The 18,445-nt window shown below is 66.3% G+C and carries 18 protein-coding genes; 3 read left to right on the top strand and 15 right to left on the bottom strand.

Annotated features, from left to right (window positions below; all coding sequences use genetic code 11):
- The 4 genes from ACK42S_RS01115 to ACK42S_RS01100 all read right to left on the bottom strand — a co-directional run.
- Positions 1 to 152, bottom strand: a 152-nt coding sequence (locus tag ACK42S_RS01115; RefSeq protein ID WP_409702389.1) for a TGS domain-containing protein, incomplete at its 3' end; no start/stop codon positions are given.
- 295 nt (positions 153 to 447) lie between these two features.
- Positions 448 to 1,737, bottom strand: a complete 1,290-nt coding sequence (aceA, locus tag ACK42S_RS01110; protein WP_409702387.1) for an isocitrate lyase — start codon at positions 1,735 to 1,737, stop codon at positions 448 to 450.
- A 247-nt stretch (positions 1,738 to 1,984) separates the two neighbouring features.
- The gene (locus ACK42S_RS01105; protein WP_409702379.1) at positions 1,985 to 2,440 is read right to left on the bottom strand and encodes a gamma-glutamylcyclotransferase; all 456 of its coding nucleotides are present in this window, start codon (positions 2,438 to 2,440) and stop codon (positions 1,985 to 1,987) included.
- 14 nt (positions 2,441 to 2,454) lie between these two features.
- Positions 2,455 to 2,934 carry an Lrp/AsnC family transcriptional regulator gene (locus tag ACK42S_RS01100; RefSeq protein ID WP_409702377.1) on the bottom strand — a complete coding sequence of 160 codons (480 nt, stop codon included), beginning with the start codon at positions 2,932 to 2,934 and terminating at the stop codon, positions 2,455 to 2,457.
- A gap of 132 nt (positions 2,935 to 3,066) precedes the next feature.
- On the opposite strand from ACK42S_RS01100, the gene ACK42S_RS01095 reads away from it, so the two are divergent.
- Together ACK42S_RS01095 and ACK42S_RS01090 are read left to right on the top strand one after the other, a co-directional pair.
- Positions 3,067 to 4,374, top strand: coding sequence for an aspartate aminotransferase family protein (locus tag ACK42S_RS01095; protein WP_409702375.1), 1,308 nt, complete (start codon positions 3,067 to 3,069; stop codon positions 4,372 to 4,374).
- A gap of 68 nt (positions 4,375 to 4,442) precedes the next feature.
- Positions 4,443 to 5,342: a DMT family transporter gene (locus ACK42S_RS01090; protein WP_409702385.1), complete on the top strand. Its 900-nt coding sequence runs from the start codon at positions 4,443 to 4,445 to the stop codon at positions 5,340 to 5,342.
- 14 nt (positions 5,343 to 5,356) lie between these two features.
- On the opposite strand, the gene dusA is transcribed toward ACK42S_RS01090, so the two are convergent.
- The 10 genes from dusA to rimP form a co-directional block, all read right to left on the bottom strand.
- Positions 5,357 to 6,388, bottom strand: a complete 1,032-nt coding sequence (gene dusA / locus ACK42S_RS01085) for a tRNA dihydrouridine(20/20a) synthase DusA (RefSeq protein ID WP_409702373.1) — start codon at positions 6,386 to 6,388, stop codon at positions 5,357 to 5,359.
- A 63-nt stretch (positions 6,389 to 6,451) separates the two neighbouring features.
- Entirely contained in the window at positions 6,452 to 6,691 is a 240-nt protein-coding gene (locus ACK42S_RS01080; protein ID WP_409702371.1) for a hypothetical protein, read from the bottom strand.
- A 64-nt stretch (positions 6,692 to 6,755) separates the two neighbouring features.
- Entirely contained in the window at positions 6,756 to 7,868 is a 1,113-nt protein-coding gene (locus ACK42S_RS01075; protein WP_409702383.1) for an enoyl-CoA hydratase/isomerase family protein, read from the bottom strand.
- Positions 7,869 to 7,870: 2 nt separating this feature from the next.
- Complete coding sequence (locus tag ACK42S_RS01070; protein ID WP_409702369.1) at positions 7,871 to 8,809, bottom strand: DMT family transporter; 939 nt, start codon at positions 8,807 to 8,809, stop codon at positions 7,871 to 7,873.
- Between the two features lie 36 nt (positions 8,810 to 8,845).
- The gene (gene typA, locus ACK42S_RS01065) at positions 8,846 to 10,675 is read right to left on the bottom strand and encodes a translational GTPase TypA (protein WP_409702367.1); all 1,830 of its coding nucleotides are present in this window, start codon (positions 10,673 to 10,675) and stop codon (positions 8,846 to 8,848) included.
- A 32-nt stretch (positions 10,676 to 10,707) separates the two neighbouring features.
- Positions 10,708 to 11,670, bottom strand: a complete 963-nt coding sequence (truB, locus tag ACK42S_RS01060; protein WP_409702365.1) for a tRNA pseudouridine(55) synthase TruB — start codon at positions 11,668 to 11,670, stop codon at positions 10,708 to 10,710.
- Positions 11,671 to 11,677: 7 nt separating this feature from the next.
- Complete coding sequence (gene rbfA, locus ACK42S_RS01055; RefSeq protein ID WP_409660339.1) at positions 11,678 to 12,040, bottom strand: 30S ribosome-binding factor RbfA; 363 nt, start codon at positions 12,038 to 12,040, stop codon at positions 11,678 to 11,680.
- Positions 12,041 to 12,123: 83 nt separating this feature from the next.
- The gene (gene infB, locus ACK42S_RS01050) at positions 12,124 to 14,988 is read right to left on the bottom strand and encodes a translation initiation factor IF-2 (protein WP_409702363.1); all 2,865 of its coding nucleotides are present in this window, start codon (positions 14,986 to 14,988) and stop codon (positions 12,124 to 12,126) included.
- Between the two features lie 59 nt (positions 14,989 to 15,047).
- The gene (gene nusA / locus ACK42S_RS01045) at positions 15,048 to 16,526 is read right to left on the bottom strand and encodes a transcription termination factor NusA (RefSeq protein ID WP_409702361.1); all 1,479 of its coding nucleotides are present in this window, start codon (positions 16,524 to 16,526) and stop codon (positions 15,048 to 15,050) included.
- Entirely contained in the window at positions 16,523 to 17,053 is a 531-nt protein-coding gene (gene rimP, locus ACK42S_RS01040) for a ribosome maturation factor RimP (RefSeq protein WP_409702359.1), read from the bottom strand. The genes nusA and rimP overlap by 4 nt, the downstream gene beginning before the upstream one ends.
- 317 nt (positions 17,054 to 17,370) lie before the next feature.
- Between rimP and fabI the strand changes: the two genes are divergently transcribed.
- Entirely contained in the window at positions 17,371 to 18,168 is a 798-nt protein-coding gene (gene fabI, locus ACK42S_RS01035; protein ID WP_409702357.1) for an enoyl-ACP reductase FabI, read from the top strand.
- Positions 18,169 to 18,256: 88 nt separating this feature from the next.
- On the opposite strand, the gene ACK42S_RS01030 is transcribed toward fabI, so the two are convergent.
- Positions 18,257 to 18,445: SHOCT domain-containing protein (locus ACK42S_RS01030; RefSeq protein ID WP_409702355.1), on the bottom strand; the 189-nt coding region annotated here is incomplete at its 5' end.

The following is an 18,445-nucleotide window of genomic DNA, read 5'->3' as shown; positions in this document are numbered from 1 at the left end:
AGGGGCTTGTGCAGGTCGTAAAGCTCGCCGTTGGCAATGGCCCCAATCGCGGCCTTGGCCAGGCCGGGGCCGATCGATGCGGCCACTTCGGCCACCGAGACCGGTGCAGGGAACTCGCGGCGCGAACCGTCAGGGAGTTGAACGCTAACCATGGGATCTCCGGAAACGAAAAAGCGCGGGGGTCGCCGCGCTTTTCATCCAGGAAGAACAAAGACAAACGAAAGCCGCGGCCGACCGACTAGACCTCAAGGGTAAAAGGGGTCGAAGTTCGCGGTGTCATAACCCGTCGTGCCTTTCTCGCTCTTGCTGGTAAAAGATGGCCTCATTGTACTGCAAGACCCCAAAAAAACGCCCGCGGGCCGTGAAGCCTGCGGGCCAAGAGCATCCACCAGGATGCGGGAGCTTTTCCAGCCGCCGGCCTTGCAGACCGGCGATCGGCATGGGGGTTCACCCGTGCTTGTGGTCGAAGAACTGCTCGTCCTCGGTCGAGCCCTTGAGCGCGGCGGTGGACGCCTCGCGCTCGATAGTCGTGGTCACGGCGTCGAAGTAGCCGGTGCCCACCTCGCGCTGGTGCTTCACGGCAGTGAAACCCTTCTCGGCGGCGGCGAATTCCTTCTCCTGCAGCTCGACGAAGGCGCTCATCTGGTTGCGGGCATAGCCGTAGGCCAGCTCGAACATCGAGTAGTTCAAGCTGTGGAAGCCGGCCAGCGTGATGAACTGGAACTTGTAGCCCATGGCGCCCAGCTCGCGCTGGAACTTGGCGATGGTGGCGTCGTCCAGGTTCTTCTTCCAGTTGAACGAAGGCGAGCAGTTGTACGCCAGCAGCTTGCCGGGGAACTGCTTGTGGATGGCCTCGGCGAACTTCTTGGCGTACACGAGGTCGGGCTTGCCGGTTTCACACCAGATCATGTCCGCATAGGGCGCGTAGGCCAGACCACGCGCCACCGCCTGATCCAGGCCGGGTTTGGTGCGGAAGAAGCCTTCGACCGTGCGCTCGCCGGTGCAGAAGGGCTTGTCGTTGTCGTCGATGTCGCTGGTGATGAGGTCGGCCGCCTCGGCGTCGGTGCGGGCGATCAGCACCGTGGGCGTGCCCATCACGTCAGCCGCCAGACGGGCAGCGACGAGCTTGGCCACGGCCTCGCGGGTGGGCACCAGCACCTTGCCGCCCATGTGGCCGCACTTCTTCACCGAGGCGAGCTGGTCCTCGAAGTGCACGCCGGCCGCGCCCGCCTCGATCATGGCCTTCATCAGCTCGAAGGCGTTGAGCACGCCACCGAAGCCGGCTTCGGCATCGGCCACGATAGGCGCAAAGAAGTCGATATCGTTCTTGCCCTCAGACCACTGGATCTGGTCGGCGCGCTGGAAGGTGTTGTTGATGCGGCGCACCACGGCCGGCACGGAGTTGGCCGGGTACAGCGACTGGTCGGGGTACATCTCGCCGGCCAGGTTGGCGTCACCGGCGACCTGCCAGCCCGACAGGTAGATGGCCTTCAGGCCGGCCTTGACCTGCTGCATCGCCTGGTTGCCCGTCAGCGCCCCCAGGGCGTTGACGAAGGGCTCGGTGTTGACCAGGTTCCACAGCTTCTCGGCGCCACGCTTGGCCAGCGTGTGCTCGATCTGGATCGAGCCGCGCAGACGCACCACGTCGGCGGCGCTGTAGCCGCGTTTGATCCCCTTCCAACGGGGGTTCTCGGCCCAGTCCTTCTCGAGGGCGGCGGCTTGTTGTTCGCGGGTCAAGTTGCTCATGAGAGGCTCCGTTCTGACAAAGAGACAAGGGGTTGCAATGGACTCAAGCATAGGGAGCCGTCGAAGTCTCGCCAAGACTTATGTCTTATATAAGACTGAAAAATTTTGTGAGTTAAATCAATGACTTGATGGTTTGATTTCTCAATACGAAATAGTAACTACCACAATGAAAAATTCTGGCGCGGTGCAGCAGAGCTTTATTTCACATCACAAAAACAGATTTCCGTCATGTGGAAGCTCAGGGGCGACCACCGGTCGCGCCTGCATCGCCCGCCGGTGTCGGTGCAACGGGCGCATGGCGCAGCCAGTCGGGCGGGCTCAGCACGCGGCGTCCCTGGACATAGCGCGGATGGATTTCATAGATCAGGCAATCCAGCATCCGCCCCGCCACCTCCACCGCCACACGACGCTTGACGTATTCGTCGCGCTGCTGGGGGTAGAGCTCCTCGATGCCGTCGAGCACACGCTCGAGCACGGGGTCGAGGGCATACACCTCCCCCACCACCGCCGGTCCCTGCGCGTCCAGGAGGAGCCCGGGATAGCTGCCCAGGCTGTACAGCCAACCGCGCACCGTTGCCGCGCCAACGAAGCGGCCGGGCGGGTCCAGGCGGGTGATGTCATTGGCCCCACCCCGACGCAGGGTGCCGTAAACGAAGACATGGTCCAGCCCGCTGGGCTGATACAGGGTGCTCATGGGGTTGTTCAAGCTCAGATCTCCAAGGCTGTGGTGTGCTTGACAGTGCGCAGCACCAGCATGGAATTCAATCGCACGACTCCGGGCAGTCGTGACAACACCGTTTCATGGAAGGACTCCAGATCCGCCGCATCGCGGTAGGTGAAACGGACCAGATAGTCATGGCTGCCGGCCACGTAGTAGCAGTCCAGAATGGCCGCCTCGGCCCGCACGGCATCCTCAAAGGCCTGCCGGGTCTGCGGCGTGATGCTCTCCAGATTGACGATGGTGAAGGACGTCCCCGGCTGCCCCACCGCCCGCGGATGGAGCAAGGCCACGTACCGGGCGATCACCCCCTCCTCCTCCAGGCGCCGCACGCGCCGCAGGCAGGCCGAGGGCGACAGGTGCACACGTTCGGCCAGATCCTGATTGGAGATGCGGCCATCGTCCTGCAGGATCCTCAGGATCTGCCGGTCGATGGCATCGAGTTGCACGGCGGCGTCGGGTCGTTGCATCGTCTGCGAATGATGTCTGTCCTGGCCGCATGATATTGCGCCAGCAGGCTCGCAGTGCTGTCGACTCGCATGCACATTGCGCGGCCGGCTCACTAGACTAGGGTCCCTGCCCTGGCCACCGAGGAGAACATCATGCGCCCTGAGCTCGACGCCTACTGGATGCCGTTCACGGCCAACCGTCAGTTCAAGAAGGCACCCCGGCTGCTGGCCCGTGCCGAAGGCATGCATTTCTGGACCCCGGAGGGTCGCCAGGTGCTCGATGGCGTGGCCGGGCTGTGGTGCGTCAACGCTGGCCACGCGCGGCCCAAGATCGTGCAGGCGATCCAGCAGCAGGCCGGTGAACTCGACTACGCGCCCCCCTTCCAGATGGGCCATCCCAAAGCCTTCGAGCTGGCCGAACGGCTGGTGAAGCTCACGCCCCCCGGCCTGAACAAGGTTTTCTACACGAACTCGGGCTCGGAGTCGGTGGAGACGGCGCTGAAGATGGCGTTGGCCTACCACCGAGTGCGCGGCGAAGGCCAGCGCACGCGGCTGATCGGTCGCGAGCGGGGTTACCACGGCGTGAACTTCGGCGGCATCTCGGTGGGTGGCATGGTGGCCAACCGCAAGATGTTTGGCACCCTGCTGGCGGGGGTGGATCACATCCGCCACACGCATGACCCGGCGCGCAATGCCTTCTCGCGCGGCCAGCCGGCCTTTGGCGCCGAGTTTGCCGACGATCTCGAGCGCTTGGTGGCCCTGCATGACGCCTCGACGATCGCCGCCGTGATCGTCGAGCCGGTGGCCGGCTCCACCGGGGTGCTGATCCCGCCGCAGGGCTACCTGCAGCGCCTGCGCGAGATCTGCGACAAACACGGCATCTTGCTGATCTTCGACGAGGTCATCACCGGCTTCGGTCGCACCGGTCAGCCTTTTGCAGCGCAGACCTTCGGCGTGACGCCCGACCTGATGACGGTGGCCAAGGGCATCACCAACGGCTGCGTGCCGATGGGCGCGGTCTTCGTCAAGCAGGAGATCCACGACGCCTTCATGCAGGGGCCCGAACACCTGATCGAGTTCTTCCACGGCTACACCTACTCGGCCCACCCTCTGGCCTGCGCCGCCGCACTGGGGACACTGGACACCTACGCACAGGAGGGCCTGCTCACACGGGCGCGTGAGCTGGAGGCGTACTTCGCCGATGCCGTGCACACGCTGCGGGGGCTGCCGCATGTGATCGATGTGCGCAACATCGGGCTGGTGGGCGGCATCGAACTCGCCCCCCGACCCGAGGAACCGGCCAAGCGCGCGTTCGAGGTCTTTCTCGACTGCTGGGAACAAGGTGTCCTGATCCGCACCACCGGCGATACGATCGCGCTGTCGCCGCCCCTGATCATCGAGAAGGCACAGATCGACCAGATCGTCGAGACCGTGGCCGCGGCCATCCGGCGGGTGCGCTGACCCATGTGCCACGCTTGCCGCATGCGCGCCACTGAGGCGAGGACGTCGCTTTGAGCGCTGCCGTCCCCATGGCGGCCTACGCCAGCTTGGCCCTGAGCATGGCCCTGGTGGGCAGCTACGTGGCGCTGTCCAAGATTCTGGTGCTCGTCTTCCCGGTGATGCTGCTGGCCTGGCTGCGCTTTGGCATCGCCGCGGTGGCCATGGCCGGCTGGGTGCGCCGCCGGCCGGGCGAGCGGCCGCTCTCCCCGGCTGACCGCCGGCTGCTGTTCTGGGAGTCCTTCTTCGGCAACTTCCTGTTTTCGGTGTGCATGCTGTTCGGTGTGTCGCTCACCTCGGCTCTGGCCGCCGGCGTGATCATGGCGTCCATCCCGGCCGTGGTGGCCGTGCTGTCGTGGTGGCTGCTGGGCGAGCGCATCACCCCCAGGGTGCAGGCCGCCATCGTGTTGGCCGTGGGCGGAATCGTCCTGCTCTCGGTGGCCAAGACGGCCGACTCCAGTTCCGGGATGGGAGGACTGCGCAGCCTGTTGGGCAATGCCCTGCTCTTTGCCGCCGTCTGCTGCGAAGCGCTGTATGTGGTCATCGGCAAGAAGCTCACTGGCAACGTCTCGGCCCAGCGCATCAGCGCCCTGGTGAACCTCTGGGGCTGGGCTCTGGTCACGCCCTTCGGGCTGGTGGCGGCGCTGCAGTTCGACTTCAGCGGCGTCGCGCCCGGTCACTGGGGGCTGCTGGTCTTTTACTCGCTGGCGGCCAGCATGATCACCGTGTGGCTTTGGATGACAGGACTGCGCCACGTCCCGGCCGCATCGGCGGGCATTTTCACGGTCTTTCTGCCGATCAGCGCAGGACTGGTCGGGGTGCTGGCCCTGGGCGAGCGCTTCACGCCCTTGCATGCGGTGGCCTTCGGGCTGGCCCTGGCCGGTGTGGTGCTCGCCACCTGGCCGGCGCGACGGCCGGCGCTGGCCGCCTGAACGGGAATCGGACCTCAGCCGGCGACCACACCCTCGGGCTCTCGTGCCGCCGCAGCGGCGCGCGCCATGGCCTGGTGAGCCAGGACCATGACTTCGGCCGGAGCCCGCTGCCGAAGCCGGTGATCAGACCACACCTGGCGCCATCGACGTGCACCCGGCACGCCGTTGTACAGGCCCAGCATGTGCCGCACGATGTGGGGCCAGGGCACGCCGTGCCGGGCCTGCTGGCGTTCGCAATAGGCCACCATCGCGGCTTCGATGGCCGCCCGGTCGGGCGCTGGCCCGGCCTGCCCGAAGAACCGGGTGTCCCAATGGGCCATCGCATAGGGGTTGTGATAGGCCTGGCGGCCGATCATCACACCGTCCACGTGTGCGAGCTGGGCGGCCATCGCCTCGTCGTCCTTCAGGCCACCGTTGATCGCAATGGTCAAGTGGGGGAACTCGCGCTTGAGGCGGTGCACGATCTCGTAACGCAGCGGCGGAATCTCGCGGTTTTCCTTGGGGCTCAGTCCCTGCAGCCAGGCGTTGCGGGCATGCACGATGAAGACTTCGCAACCGGCCTGCGCCACGGTGCCCACGAAATCGCGCACGAAGTCGTAGCTCTCCTGCTGGTCCACACCGATGCGGTGCTTCACGGTCACCGGGAGATCCACCGCATCGCGCATGGCTTTGACCGCATCGGCCACGAGGTCGGCCTCCTTCATCAAGCAGGCGCCGAAGGCCCCGCGCTGCACACGCTCGCTGGGGCAGCCGCAGTTCAGATTCACCTCGTCATAGCCCCAGCGTTGCGCCAATCGGGCACAGGCGGCCAGATCCTCGGGCTCGCTGCCCCCCAATTGAAGCGCGACCGGATGCTCTTGCGCGTCGTGGTCCAGGTGCCGGGCCACGTCCCCATGCAGCAGCGCGCCGGTGGTCACCATCTCGGTGTACAGGCGCGTGTGCCGGGTGATCAGCCGATGGAAATAGCGGCAGTGCCGGTCCGTCCAGTCCATCATCGGGGCGACGGACACTCGCCAAGGGCTGAGATCGAATGGGGTCTGGGTCACGCGCGCGAGCAGGCAAAAATGAGATTGTCGCAGCGCGGCGGCGTCCGTGCCGGCGCGGGGAATTCAAAGGTCGAGCACGTAGACCTGGGCGGTCTGGCGCTCCTGCTCGTTGTGGCCGGCCAGGGCCAGGCCCCACTCGTTGCCCAGCGCACCGACGCTGGGCTGCAGCCCGGCAGTCATCACGGCCACTTCCTCCGAGCTGGCATCGAAGTCGAGCAGGTGGCGGCGCTCCCGGTCGAAGAGGCGGGCCACCATGGCGCCGCTGTGCTCGATGATCAGCAGGTACTTCGCGGGGGCTTGCATCGCGTCACTCCCGGACCTCGCATTGCCGCCCAGCGTAGCACGCGGCCCCAGCTCGCGCGATGGTTCAGCGCAACCCGTTCAGGGGGTGGGCATGGGCTGGCCAGGGGCTCACGAAGAAAGCCTGCACCATCGCCGGGGTGACGTCCTCGACGCGTGGCGGGTTCCAGCGCGGCGCGTGGTCCTTGTCCACGGCCAGGGCACGGATGCCCTCCACCGTCTCGCTGGCAGCGCCCGGGCGCAGATGGAAGCAGTGGCGCACCAGGTCGCGCTCCATGCGCAGGTCCTCGGCCAGCGTCATGCGACGGGCACGGCGCACCTGCTCCAGCGTGACCGCCAGCATCAGGGGCGAGCGCTTGCGCAGGGTGGCCGCGATCTCGGCCGGCCAGGGGCCGTCGGTCTCCCCGTCCAGCGCCGCCAGGATGGCTGCAACGTCTGCGCCGGCAAAGCAGCGATCGATGGTCGCCCGGTGAGCCTGCAGCACGGGCGTCGGTGCGTCGCGCAAGCGCGACCGGGCCCGCTCCAGCAGACTCACGGCATCCGCATCGACAGACAGCGCCTCGACCAGACCGTCCAGTGCCTCGCTGGGCAGGTAGCCATCGGCCAGCCCCCAGGCGATCGCGTCGCCTGCTCCGATCACCTGGCCGGTCAGCGCCAGGAACTCACCGACCCGCCCCGGGCAGCGCGACAGAAACCAGCCCCCGCCCACATCGGGAAAGAGGCCGATGTTGGTCTCGGGCATGGCCATCTTTGTGCGCTCGGTGACGATGCGCAGCGCCGCCCCCTGACTGATGCCCATGCCTCCGCCCATCACGATGCCGTCCATCAACGCGATGTAGGGCTTCGGGTAACCATGGATCAGGTGGTTGAGGGTGTACTCCTCGGTGAAGAAATCCTCCAGCCGCGGATCGCCCGCCAGGGCGGCCTGGTGGAAGAAGCGGATGTCCCCGCCGGCGCAGAAGGCCACCCCCTTGCCTTCCCGGGTGGCCCCACGCACCAGCACGGCCTGCACCGCGGGATCATCGCGCCAGGCCAGCAGCAAGGCGGTGAGGTCGCGGATCATCGACAGCGACAGGGCGTTCAGCGAGAGCGGACGGTTGAGCGTGATCAGGCCCAGGCTGCCGCGGCGTTCGGCCAGGACCAGGCCCTCGCCGCTCAGTCCGGGAAGGGTCGGGGACATCATCATCGGTCTCCTTGTCGTGTGATGGAAGCATCGGGAACCGGCACGGGTGTTGCACGGCGTGATCGACGCAGACCCAGGGCCTCGTTGACGACCAGCGCCCCCAACACCAGCAATCCCCCCTGCAAAGCATGGGTGGACGGCACCTCGTTGGCGCCCAGCCAGGCCCAGGCCACGCCGAAGATCACCTCCAGCAGGGCCAGCAGGGCGACCTCGGGGGCCGGCAGCACGCGCGCCAGTTGAACCGCGATCAGGCAAGGCACGGCCAACTGGAACACCCCCAGCGTCGCCAGCAGCCTCAGATCATGCGCAGAGGCCTGCAACGGCCAGGCCAGCGGCAGCGTCACGGCCGCGGAGATCACGGCGCCGATCAGCACCGCCGGCAGCAGGTCCTGACGCCGGGCATAGGTGGGCTGGTGGGTCGTGCGCTGGATCACCGTCCAGTTGACGGCCGCCGCCAGCGGTACGCCCAGTGCGACGAGGGTGCCGAGCAGGTGGCGCAACTCGGCCCCGGCCAGCTCGCGGCCGTACATCCACGCGATCCCGGCACCGGCCACGGCAATGGCGCCCCAGGTCCGCTCAGGCAGGCGGTGGCCGAGCGCCAGGCGTGCCAGCAGCGCGGTCATCAATGGGCCCAGGGCCATCGTCACCAGCACATTGGCCACCGACGTGAGCGTGAGCGCCACCATGAAGCAGGTGTACATGATGGACCACATCACGCCCGACACCCACAGCGGCCAGCCACCATGGCGCAGCTCCTCCCACAAGCCTCGCCCCTTCCACAGGAGCAGGGCCACGGCCATGAAGGCCGCATTGAAGAAGCTGCGCCAGAAGGTCACTTCGAAGGAGCGCGCCGCCTCGAGCTGACGCGTGACCACCCCGGCGATGCTCCACATCAGCGTCACCAGCACCATCAGCGCGACGGCACGGCCGTGCGTCATGTCCTTGCCCCCTCGTCGTGCCCTGCGGGCGGCCGCTCAGGCGGCCTCGCGCTGCGCGCGCTTGCGCTCGTGCTCTTTCAGCAAGCGCTTGCGCAGACGGATCGACCTCGGGGTGATCTCGACCAGTTCGTCGTCCTCGATGAACTCGACGGCGTACTCCAGCGTCAGCTCGATCGGCGGGGTGAGCCTGATCGCATCCTCTTTGCCCGAGACGCGGAAGTTGGTGAGCTGCTTCGTGCGCACCGCATTGACGACGAGGTCGTTCTCGCGGCTGTGGATGCCCACGATCATTCCTTCATAGACCGGATCCCCCGGCTTGACGAACATGCGGCCCCGGTCATCGAGCTTGCCCAGGGCGTAGGTGACGATCTCGCCGTCCTCCTGGCTGACCAGCACGCCGTTTTTGCGTCCCTCGATCTCGCCTTTGTAGGGTTCGTAGCCATCGAAGATGTTGCTCAGCAGGCCGGTGCCGCGCGTGAGGTTGAGGAACTCGTTCTGGAATCCGATGAGGCCCCGTGCCGGGATGCGGTACTCCAGGCGCACCCGCCCCATGCCGTCGGGCTCCATGTTGACCAGTTCTCCCTTGCGCAGGCCCAGGGCCTGCATCACACCGCCTTGGTGCTGCTCCTCCACGTCGGCGGTGACGAGCTCCATCGGCTCGCAGCGCTGGCCGTCGATCTCGCGGAAGACCACGCGGGGCTTGGAGACGGCCAGCTCGTAGCCCTCGCGGCGCATGTTCTCCAGCAGGATGGTCAGGTGCAGTTCGCCCCGCCCTGAGACCTCGAAGACGCCATCTTCCCCGGTTTCTCGCACGCGCAAGGCCACGTTGGACTGCAGTTCCTTCTGGAGACGGTCCCAGATCTGGCGGCTCGTGACGAACTTGCCCTCGCGTCCGGCCAGCGGCGAGGTATTGACGCAGAAGTTCATCGTCAGTGTCGGCTCGTCGATTTTGAGCATCGGCAGCGGCTGCGGTTGATCGATCGACGTCACGGTCACGCCGATGCCGATGTCCTCGATCCCGTTGATCAGCACGATGTCTCCGGGCCCGGCGGACTCGGCCTGCCGGCGCTCAAGCCCTTCGAACTTCAGGACCTGGTTGACGCGTCCACGGTAGGAGCGGCCGTCCGGCCCCTCCATGACCAGCACGTCCATCGCCGGACGCAGCGTGCCGGCATTGATGCGACCCACACCGATGCGGCCCACATAGGTGGAGTAGTCCAGCGAGGAGATCTGCAACTGCAGCGGCGCATCGGGATCGCCCTGGTGGGCCGGCACATGGCTGAGGATCGTTTCGAAGAGCGGGCTCATGTCCTCACCCCAGCGCGTCCCGGGCTCCCCCTCACGGAGGGAGGCCCAGCCGTTCAGACCCGAGGCATACACCACGGGGAAGTCGAGCTGCTCTTCGGTGGCGCCGAGTTTGTCGAACAGATCGAAGGCGGCGTTGATGACATAGTCCGGGCGTGCACCGGGCTTATCGACCTTGTTGACGACCACGATCGGCTTGAGGCCCAGCGCCAACGCCTTCTTCGTCACGAAGCGGGTCTGCGGCATGGGGCCCTCCTGTGCGTCGATCAGCAGCACGACGCCATCGACCATCGACAGCGCGCGCTCGACCTCGCCGCCGAAATCGGCGTGCCCGGGGGTGTCGACGATGTTGATGTGCGTGCCCCGCCAGCTCACCGCGCAGTTCTTGGCCAGGATGGTGATGCCGCGCTCGCGCTCGAGGTCGTTGCTGTCCATCACCCGCTCGCCGACCTGCTGGTTCTCGCGGAAGGTGCCGGACTGGCGCAGCAACTGGTCCACCAGCGTGGTCTTGCCGTGGTCGACGTGCGCAATGATGGCGATGTTGCGGATGGGCTTGCTCATGATGGAAGGACAAAGGCGACCCGGTCGACGGGTCAGGACTTGTTGAAGGAGACCCCTAGGGCCAGGACTTCGGGGGGGCTCAGCAGCCGCATGGGAATGAGTTCACCGGCACGGACCTGCGCGCTGCCCAGGAAGGCGCCGGCTTGCGGGCCGTAAACGCGCACGGCAGGTGCATCGCGATGGTCCACGCGCCGGCGCATTCCGGCGAGAAAGCGCCCAGCCTCGTCGGCCGTCAGGTGCACCGCCGGCCAGTGTGCGACGAGCACGTCGGGGGGCAACAGGCGCGCATCGCGCCCGGTCTCGTCCATCTGCTCGAGCATCTCGAGCGTGATGGCCTGTTCGACGGACAACGGGCCACTGGCCGTGCGGCGCAGGGCCACCAGGTGGGCACCGCAGCCCAGCGCTTCTCCGAGATCCTCGGCCAGCGTGCGTACATAGGTACCCTTGCTGCACAGGACATCGATCTCCAGCCGGTCGTCCTGCCAGGCCACGAGGTCCAGGCGATGGATCCTCACGCGCCTGGCTGCTCGCTCCACCTCGACTCCGGCACGGGCATACTCGTACAGTGGCCGGCCCTCGCGCTTGAGGGCCGAGTGCATGGGGGGGACCTGGTCGATCTCACCGACGAACCGGGCCAGCGCAGCGTCCACCTGGGCCGCCGTCAGCGACACGGGCCGCTCGTCGAGCACGGCCCCCTCGGCATCGCCCGTGGTGGTGCGGCGCCCCAGTTGCAGCACGGCACGGTAGGCCTTGTCGGCTTCCAGGCTGGCCTGCGAGAACTTGGTGGCCGCCCCGAAGCACAGCGGCAACAGGCCGGTGGCCATGGGGTCCAGCGTGCCGGTGTGGCCGGCCTTTTGCGCCCGCAACAGCCGTTTGGCCTTCTGCAGGGCCTCGTTGCTGCTCAGCCCCAGGGGTTTGTCCAGCAGCAGCACACCATGCACCGCACGGCGCTCGATGCGTGCGCGCGGCGGTGCAGAGGTGGCGGCAGCCGGCATGGCAGGCTCAGTCCTTGGCGCGGGTGGCATTGGCCTGGGCGATCAGCGCGTTCAGGTCGGCGGCCCGCTCGGTCGTGCGGTCGAAGACGAAATGCAGCGTCGGCACGGTGTGGATCTGCAGGCGTTTGAACAAGCCGTTGCGCAGGTAGCCGGCCGCCTCGTTCAGGGCGGTCTCGGTCTCCTGAGGATCCCCCACCAGCAGCGAGAAGTAGACCTTCGCGTGAGCATAGTCGGGCGTCACCTCCACCGCATTGAGCGTGACCATGCCGATGCGCGGATCCTTCAGCTCGCGGATGAGCTCGGCCACGTCGCGCTGGATCTGGTCGGCCACACGGTGGGCCCGGTTGGGAATGGATCGCTTGTGTCGCATAGTGAGACTCCGGTTGGTGCCAGAAACACAAACCCCGCCCATCTTTCGATCGGCGGGGTCCGAGCGCGTGAGCGCCTCCGCCTTTACAGCGTGCGTGCCACTTCCTTGATCTCGAAGAACTCCAGGTGGTCACCTTCCTGGATGTCGTTGTAGTTCTTGATGTTCAAGCCGCATTCGAAGCCTTCCTTGACCTCGCGCACGTCATCCTTGAAGCGCTTGAGCGACTCCAGCTCTCCGGTGTAGATGACGACGTTGTCGCGCAGCAGACGCAAACGGGCGTTGCGGCGGACCACGCCAGACAGCACCATACAACCAGCGATGGCTCCGACCTTGGAGATGCGGAACACCTGGCGGATCTCGGCGGTACCGATGACCTCTTCCTTCTGTTCCGGTGCGAGCAGGCCCGACATGGCCGCCTTCACTTCGTCGACCGCATCGTAGATGATGTTGTAGTAGCGGATGTCCACCCCATTGTGCTCGGCGAGCTTGCGAGCACCGGCATCGGCCCGGGTATTGAAGCCGATGATGACCGCCTTGGACGCCAGCGCGAGGTTGACGTCGCTCTCGCTGATGCCGCCGACGGCCGCATGCACGATCTGCACCTTGACCTCGTCGGTGGACAGCTTGAGCAGCGAAGACGCGAGCGCTTCCTGCGAGCCCTGCACGTCGGCCTTGATGATCAGCGGCAGCGTCTTCACGTCGCCTTGCCCCATCTGCTCGAACATGTTTTCGAGCTTGGCAGCCTGCTGCTTGGCCAGCTTCACGTCACGGTACTTGCCCTGGCGGAAAGTGGCGATCTCGCGGGCACGGCGCTCGTCGGCCAGCACCATGAACTCGTCGCCGGCCTGGGGCACCTCGGTGAGGCCCTGAATCTCGACAGGGATCGACGGCCCGGCTTCCTGGGTGGGTTTTCCATTCTCGTCGAGCATCGCCCGCACACGACCGTAGCTGGCACCGGCCAGCACGACATCGCCACGCCTGAGCGTGCCCGACTGCACCAGTACCGTGGCCACCGGGCCACGGCCTTTGTCCAGTTTCGCTTCGATGACCAGACCCTTGGCGGGCGCATCCACCGGGGCCTTGAGCTCGAGCACCTCAGCCTGCAGCAGCACGTTTTCCAGCAGGTTGTCGATGCCTTCGCCGGTCTTGGCCGACACCAGGCAGAAAGGGGCATCGCCGCCGTATTCCTCGGGCACCACCTCTTCGGCCACCAGTTCCTGCTTCACGCGATCGGGGTTGGCATCGGGCTTGTCGATCTTGTTGACCGCCACGACGATGGGCACCCCTGCCGCCTTGGCATGGTGAATGGCCTCACGCGTCTGCGGCATCACGCCGTCGTCGGCCGCCACCACCAGGATCACGATGTCGGTGGCCTTGGCGCCACGGGCCCGCATGGCCGTGAAGGCCTCGTGACCGGGCGTGTCCAGGAAGGTGATCGTGCCGCGGGGGGTGTCGACGTGATAGGCGCCGATGTGCTGGGTGATCCCCCCGGCTTCGCCCGCAGCCACGCGCGAGCGGCGGATGTAGTCCAGCAGCGAGGTCTTGCCGTGGTCGACGTGACCCATCACGGTCACCACGGGCGCACGCGTCAACAGCTCGGCCTGCTGGGCAGCCTGGCTTTCCTCGAGGAAGGCCTCCGGGTCATCGAGCTTGGCGGCGAAGGCCTTGTGTCCCATTTCCTCGACCACGATCATCGCGGTTTCCTGGTCAAGCTGCTGGTTGATCGTGACCATCTGGCCCAGCTTCATCAGCTGCTTGATCACTTCGGAAGCCTTGACCGACATCTTGTGGGCCAGGTCGGCCACACTGATGGTCTCGGGCACATGAACCTCGTACACCTGCGGCTCGGTGGGCGCCACGAAGGACGAGGCGCTGTCGCCACGCTCACCCCGGCGGCCACCGCCCTTGGTGGGCGCCCGCCAGCCGCCACGGGTGCCGGCGACGGTGTCGCCGCGGGTCTTGAGGGCGCGCTTCTTCGCCGCATCGTCGGCCCAGCTCGACGACAGCTTTTCGGATTTCACCGACTTTTTGTCGCCTGGTTTGGCTGCGCTCGCAGGTGCCGCCGGCGCGGCAGTGCCGGGTGCTCCGGCCTTCGGCTTGTGGATGGTGCCCTTGATGCCTTCCTTGCTGGCGTCGGCCTTGGGCTTGTCTTCCTCGGGCTTCTTGGCCGTCATGACGCCACGCTTGGGCGCGGCCATCATGGCCCGGATCGCGGCAGCTTCGGCTTCGGCCGCCTTGCGCCGCTTCTCCAGGTCGGCCATGCGCTGCTTTTCCTCGGCCTCGACATCGACGGCCTTGACCACGCGCACGGCCGGCTTCGCAGGCTCGACCGGGGCGGGCGCCTCGGCGGCCGGTGCCGGCGCTTCGGCCGCCCCATCGCCGGCTGCGGCCAGTTCGGCCTGGCGCGCCTGTGCAGCACGGGCCTTCTCGGCCGCTTCACGCTCGGCCGCCTCGCGCGCACGGGCCTCGGCCTCCTCGCGCTGACGTCGTTCCTGTTCCTCGCGCTGCCGGCGCTTCTCGGCCAGTTCCTCTTCCTGACGGCGCAGGAGCTCGGCTTGGCGACTGGCTTCCTCCTCGCGGCGGCGCAGCTCCGCGTCATCGACAACGGGCTTGGCAGCAGCCACTTCCTCCACCGGCGCGGTGCTCTCGTCACGCTTGACGAACACGCGCTTCTTGCGCACCTCCACCTGGATCGTGCGTGCCTTGCCCGAGGCATCGGCCTGCTTGATCTCGGTGGTGGACTTCTTGGTGATCGTGATCTTCTTGCGCTCGGTGCCGGCGGTCCCATGCGCCGTGCGCAGGTAGTCCAGCAGGCGCTCCTTGTCGGACTCGGTCAGCGAGTCTTCCGGAGAGGCTTTCGCCACCCCGGCGGACTTCAACTGCTCGAGCAGCGTCGCCGCGGGGCGGTTTAGCTCGGAGGCGAACTGTGCGACTGTGGTAACGGCCATTGTGTGTGATCCTTGACGAGCTTGCAGTGGCTGGACGGGCGGAACCTCTGTACAGCCCCTCAGGCCGTGAACCAGTGTTCTCGGGCCTTCATGATGAGCGCCTTGGCCTGTGCCTCATCGACACCGGTCATTTCGGTCAGCTCATCGACAGCCAGGTCGGCGAGGTCATCGCGGGTATGGATGCCGGCATCGGCCAGCTTGGCGATCAGCTCCGCATTCAGGCCTTCGAGGTCGCGCAGGTCCTGCGACACCTCCTCGACCTTCTCCTCGCGGGCGATCTCCATCGTCAGCAGCGCATCCTTGGCGCGGGTGCGCAGCTCGTTGACGGTGTCTTCGTCGAAAGCCTCGATCTCCAACATCTCCTGCAGCGGCACATAAGCCACCTCTTCGAGACTGGTGAAACCTTCCTCAATGAGGATGTCAGCCACTTCTTCGTCGACGTCGAGCTTCTCGACGAACAGGCGACGGATCGCACTGGTCTCCTCGGCCTGTTTGGCCTGGGACTCCTCGGCGGTCATGATGTTGATACGCCAGCCGGTCAACTCCGAGGCCAGGCGCACGTTCTGGCCGCCGCGGCCGATGGCGATTGCGAGGTTCTCCTCGTCGACCACGACGTCCATCGCATGGCGCTCCTCGTCCACCACGATGGAGACGACGTTGGCCGGAGCCAGCGCCCCGATCACGAACTGGGCCGGGTCCTCCGACCACAGCACGATGTCCACACGCTCGCCGGCGAGCTCATTGGTCACGGCATTCACCCGCGAGCCACGCACGCCCACGCAGGTGCCGATAGGATCGACACGCTTGTCATGCGAGAGCACGGCGATCTTGGCTCGCGAGCCGGGGTCGCGGGCGCAACTCTTGATCTCCAGCAGACCCTGCTCAATCTCAGGCACTTCCTGGCGGAACAGCTCGATCATGAACTGCGGCGAGCTGCGCGACAGGATGATCTGCGGACCGCGCAGCGTGGGATCGACCTCCTGGATGACCGCACGCACACGGTCGCCGGTGCGCAGGTTCTCCTTTGGGATCATCTCGCTGCGCTTGAGGCGCCCCTCGACGCGGCCGGACTCGACGATGAGGTCGCCCTTGTCCAGACGCTTGACGGTACCCACGAAGATCTTGTCGCCACGGGCCAGGAAGTCGTTGAGCAACTGCTCGCGCTCGGCATCGCGGATTTTTTGCAGGATCACCTGCTTGGCCGCCTGCGCGCCGATGCGACCGATGGGCACGGACTCGACCGGCTCCTCGATGTAGTCGTCGACCTCGATGTCGGGGATCTGTTCACGCGCCTCGAACAGCAAGATCTCGGCGTCGGGTTGCTGCAACCCGGCCTCGTCAGGCACGACGTGCCAGCGACGGAAGGTCTCGTACTCACCGGTCTCGCGGTCGATCACCACACGGATGTCGACCTCGCCCTCATAGAGCTTCTTGGTGGCAGATGCCAAGGCGGCCTCGACCGCGCCGAACACGACATCGCGTTCCACATTCTTCTCGCGCGAGATCGCGTCCACCAACATCAACAGCTCGCGGTTCATGATTCCTGACCTCCGTCTTCTTGTGCACTGTCCGCAGGTGCGGCCGCGGCCTGCCCCTTGCGCCGACCTTTGAAGTCGATCACGGGCACCAGGCGGGCTTCACGCACCTCGTCCAGAGAAAAATCCAATGCCTGATCTTGGGCGCCCTCGCGCAGGACGAGGCGCCAGCCTTCACCCAGGGATTCCAGGATGCCACGGTATTTCTTCCGCCCCTGGAATGCCTGCCTGAGGGTGATGTCCACCTCCTGGCCGGCAAAGCGCCGGTAGTCGGCCTCTTTGCGCAAGGGCCGATCCAGTCCGGGGGACGAGACCTCCAGCCGCTGGTAATCGACGTTCTCGACCTCCAGGACGTACTGGAGCTGACGCGTCACCTTCTCGCAATCGTCGACGGTGATGAAGGCACCATTCGGGTCGCCGGCCACGCGATCGATGAACACGCGCAGCAAGCCGCCTGCGCTGCGCTCGCATTCGACGAAGTCGTAACCCAACCCCGTCACCGTGTGCTCAACCAAGGCCTGCCAACCCATTGCGTACTCAACACTCCCGCAGCAACACCACCTACACCCTGCAACCGCACCAGGCACCTGCGCCCCGCGGCACAACGAGCCCCGCCAAATCACCTGCAAAGCAAACGGGGCCAAGCAAAAAAAATGGGCTGGATGTCTCCGCCCATTATTTGCAATGGCTCACAATCACTTAGCGAAAGTCGAATTGTACTTCGCCCGGCAGGACCAAGCAAGTCCCGGGCCCGTTGCGGCGTTGCCGGCGGCGCTGCCCGCGCCAACTGGCGCCGTCCTGGAGCTGCATGCCAAAATCTTCCTTCTTTGACCTTTTCGGAGACACCATGGGATTTCTCGCCGGCAAGCGCTTTCTGATCACCGGCCTGCTGTCCAACCGCTCGATTGCCTATGGCATAGCGCAGGCCTGCCGCCGCGAAGGCGCCGAACTGGCGTTCAGCTATGTGGGCGAGCGCTTCAAGGACCGCATCACCGAGTTCGCCCGCGAGTTCGATTCCGACTTGGTCTTCGATTGCGACGTCGGTGACGACGCGCAAATCCAGGCCCTGTTCGACCGACTCGGCGAGGCCTGGCCCAGCTTCGATGGCTTCGTGCACTCGATCGGCTTTGCACCCCGGGAAGCGATCGCCGGCGAGTTCCTCGACGGCCTGTCGCGCGAGGCCTTCCGCATCGCACATGACATCTCGGCCTACAGCTTTCCTGCCATGGCCAAGGCCGCGTTGCCCCGCCTGAATCCCAAGGCCGCGCTGCTCACCCTGAGCTACCTGGGGGCGGTGCGTGCGGTGCCGAGCTACAACACGATGGGGCTGGCCAAGGCGTCGCTGGAGGCCAGCGTGCGCTACCTGGCTGCCCAGCTCGGCGCCCGGGGCATCCGCGTCAACGGCATCTCCGCCGGTCCCATCAAGACGCTGGCCGCCTCGGGCATCAAAGGCTTTAGCAAGATCCTGGAGATTGTCGAGTCCAACGCCCCCTTGCGGCGCAACGTGACGATTGAGGACGTCGGCAATGTCGCAGCTTTCCTGCTGTCCGACCTCGCCTCGGGCGTGACCGCGGAGATCACCTATGTCGACGGGGGATTCAGCCATGTCATGGGTGGCATCCCGCCGGGGCTGCTCGACAACTGAGCCCCAAGCCCGGTGGCGGCAAGCCCCCCACCGGGTCAAGACACGAGGCCGCCCGCTACCGCCAGGCCGCCCCTGCCCCTGAAGGCGTTCACAGCAGTTGCAAGATCTCGCGGCGCTTGCGCTGGAACTCCTCGTCCGTGATCAGCCCCTGGTCGCGCAGCCGCTGCAAGCCCCGCAGGCGCTGCTCCTGCTCCTCATAGAAGCGCTCATCCCGCCGCGCGGGCGCGGCCGCAGCGGCCGGTCCGGGCGCCACGGCCGGCACGGCCACAGTCGAAAG

This window comes from Caldimonas sp. (assembly GCF_046289365.1).
In the GTDB taxonomy this organism is placed as follows: Bacteria; Pseudomonadota; Gammaproteobacteria; order Burkholderiales; family Burkholderiaceae_C; genus Caldimonas.
The sequence above is the reverse complement of the archived record's forward strand: the minus strand, read 5'-3'. Positions and strand labels throughout refer to the sequence as shown.

Coding starts and splice junctions, on each gene's coding strand:
- rimP (WP_409702359.1), bottom strand. CDS start 17,053: ATGGGTTGGCAGGCCTTGGTTGAGCACACGGTGACGGGGTTGGGTTAC.
- truB (WP_409702365.1), bottom strand. CDS start 11,670: ATGCCGGCTGCCGCCACCTCTGCACCGCCGCGCGCACGCATCGAGCGC.
- typA (WP_409702367.1), bottom strand. CDS start 10,675: ATGAGCAAGCCCATCCGCAACATCGCCATCATTGCGCACGTCGACCAC.
- nusA (WP_409702361.1), bottom strand. CDS start 16,526: ATGAACCGCGAGCTGTTGATGTTGGTGGACGCGATCTCGCGCGAGAAG.
- ACK42S_RS01105 (WP_409702379.1), bottom strand. CDS start 2,440: ATGAGCACCCTGTATCAGCCCAGCGGGCTGGACCATGTCTTCGTTTAC.
- rbfA (WP_409660339.1), bottom strand. CDS start 12,040: ATGCGACACAAGCGATCCATTCCCAACCGGGCCCACCGTGTGGCCGAC.
- ACK42S_RS01090 (WP_409702385.1), top strand. CDS start 4,443: ATGGCGGCCTACGCCAGCTTGGCCCTGAGCATGGCCCTGGTGGGCAGC.
- ACK42S_RS01100 (WP_409702377.1), bottom strand. CDS start 2,934: ATGCAACGACCCGACGCCGCCGTGCAACTCGATGCCATCGACCGGCAG.
- ACK42S_RS01095 (WP_409702375.1), top strand. CDS start 3,067: ATGCGCCCTGAGCTCGACGCCTACTGGATGCCGTTCACGGCCAACCGT.
- fabI (WP_409702357.1), top strand. CDS start 17,371: ATGGGATTTCTCGCCGGCAAGCGCTTTCTGATCACCGGCCTGCTGTCC.
- infB (WP_409702363.1), bottom strand. CDS start 14,988: ATGGCCGTTACCACAGTCGCACAGTTCGCCTCCGAGCTAAACCGCCCC.
- ACK42S_RS01070 (WP_409702369.1), bottom strand. CDS start 8,809: ATGACGCACGGCCGTGCCGTCGCGCTGATGGTGCTGGTGACGCTGATG.
- ACK42S_RS01080 (WP_409702371.1), bottom strand. CDS start 6,691: ATGCAAGCCCCCGCGAAGTACCTGCTGATCATCGAGCACAGCGGCGCC.
- ACK42S_RS01075 (WP_409702383.1), bottom strand. CDS start 7,868: ATGTCCCCGACCCTTCCCGGACTGAGCGGCGAGGGCCTGGTCCTGGCC.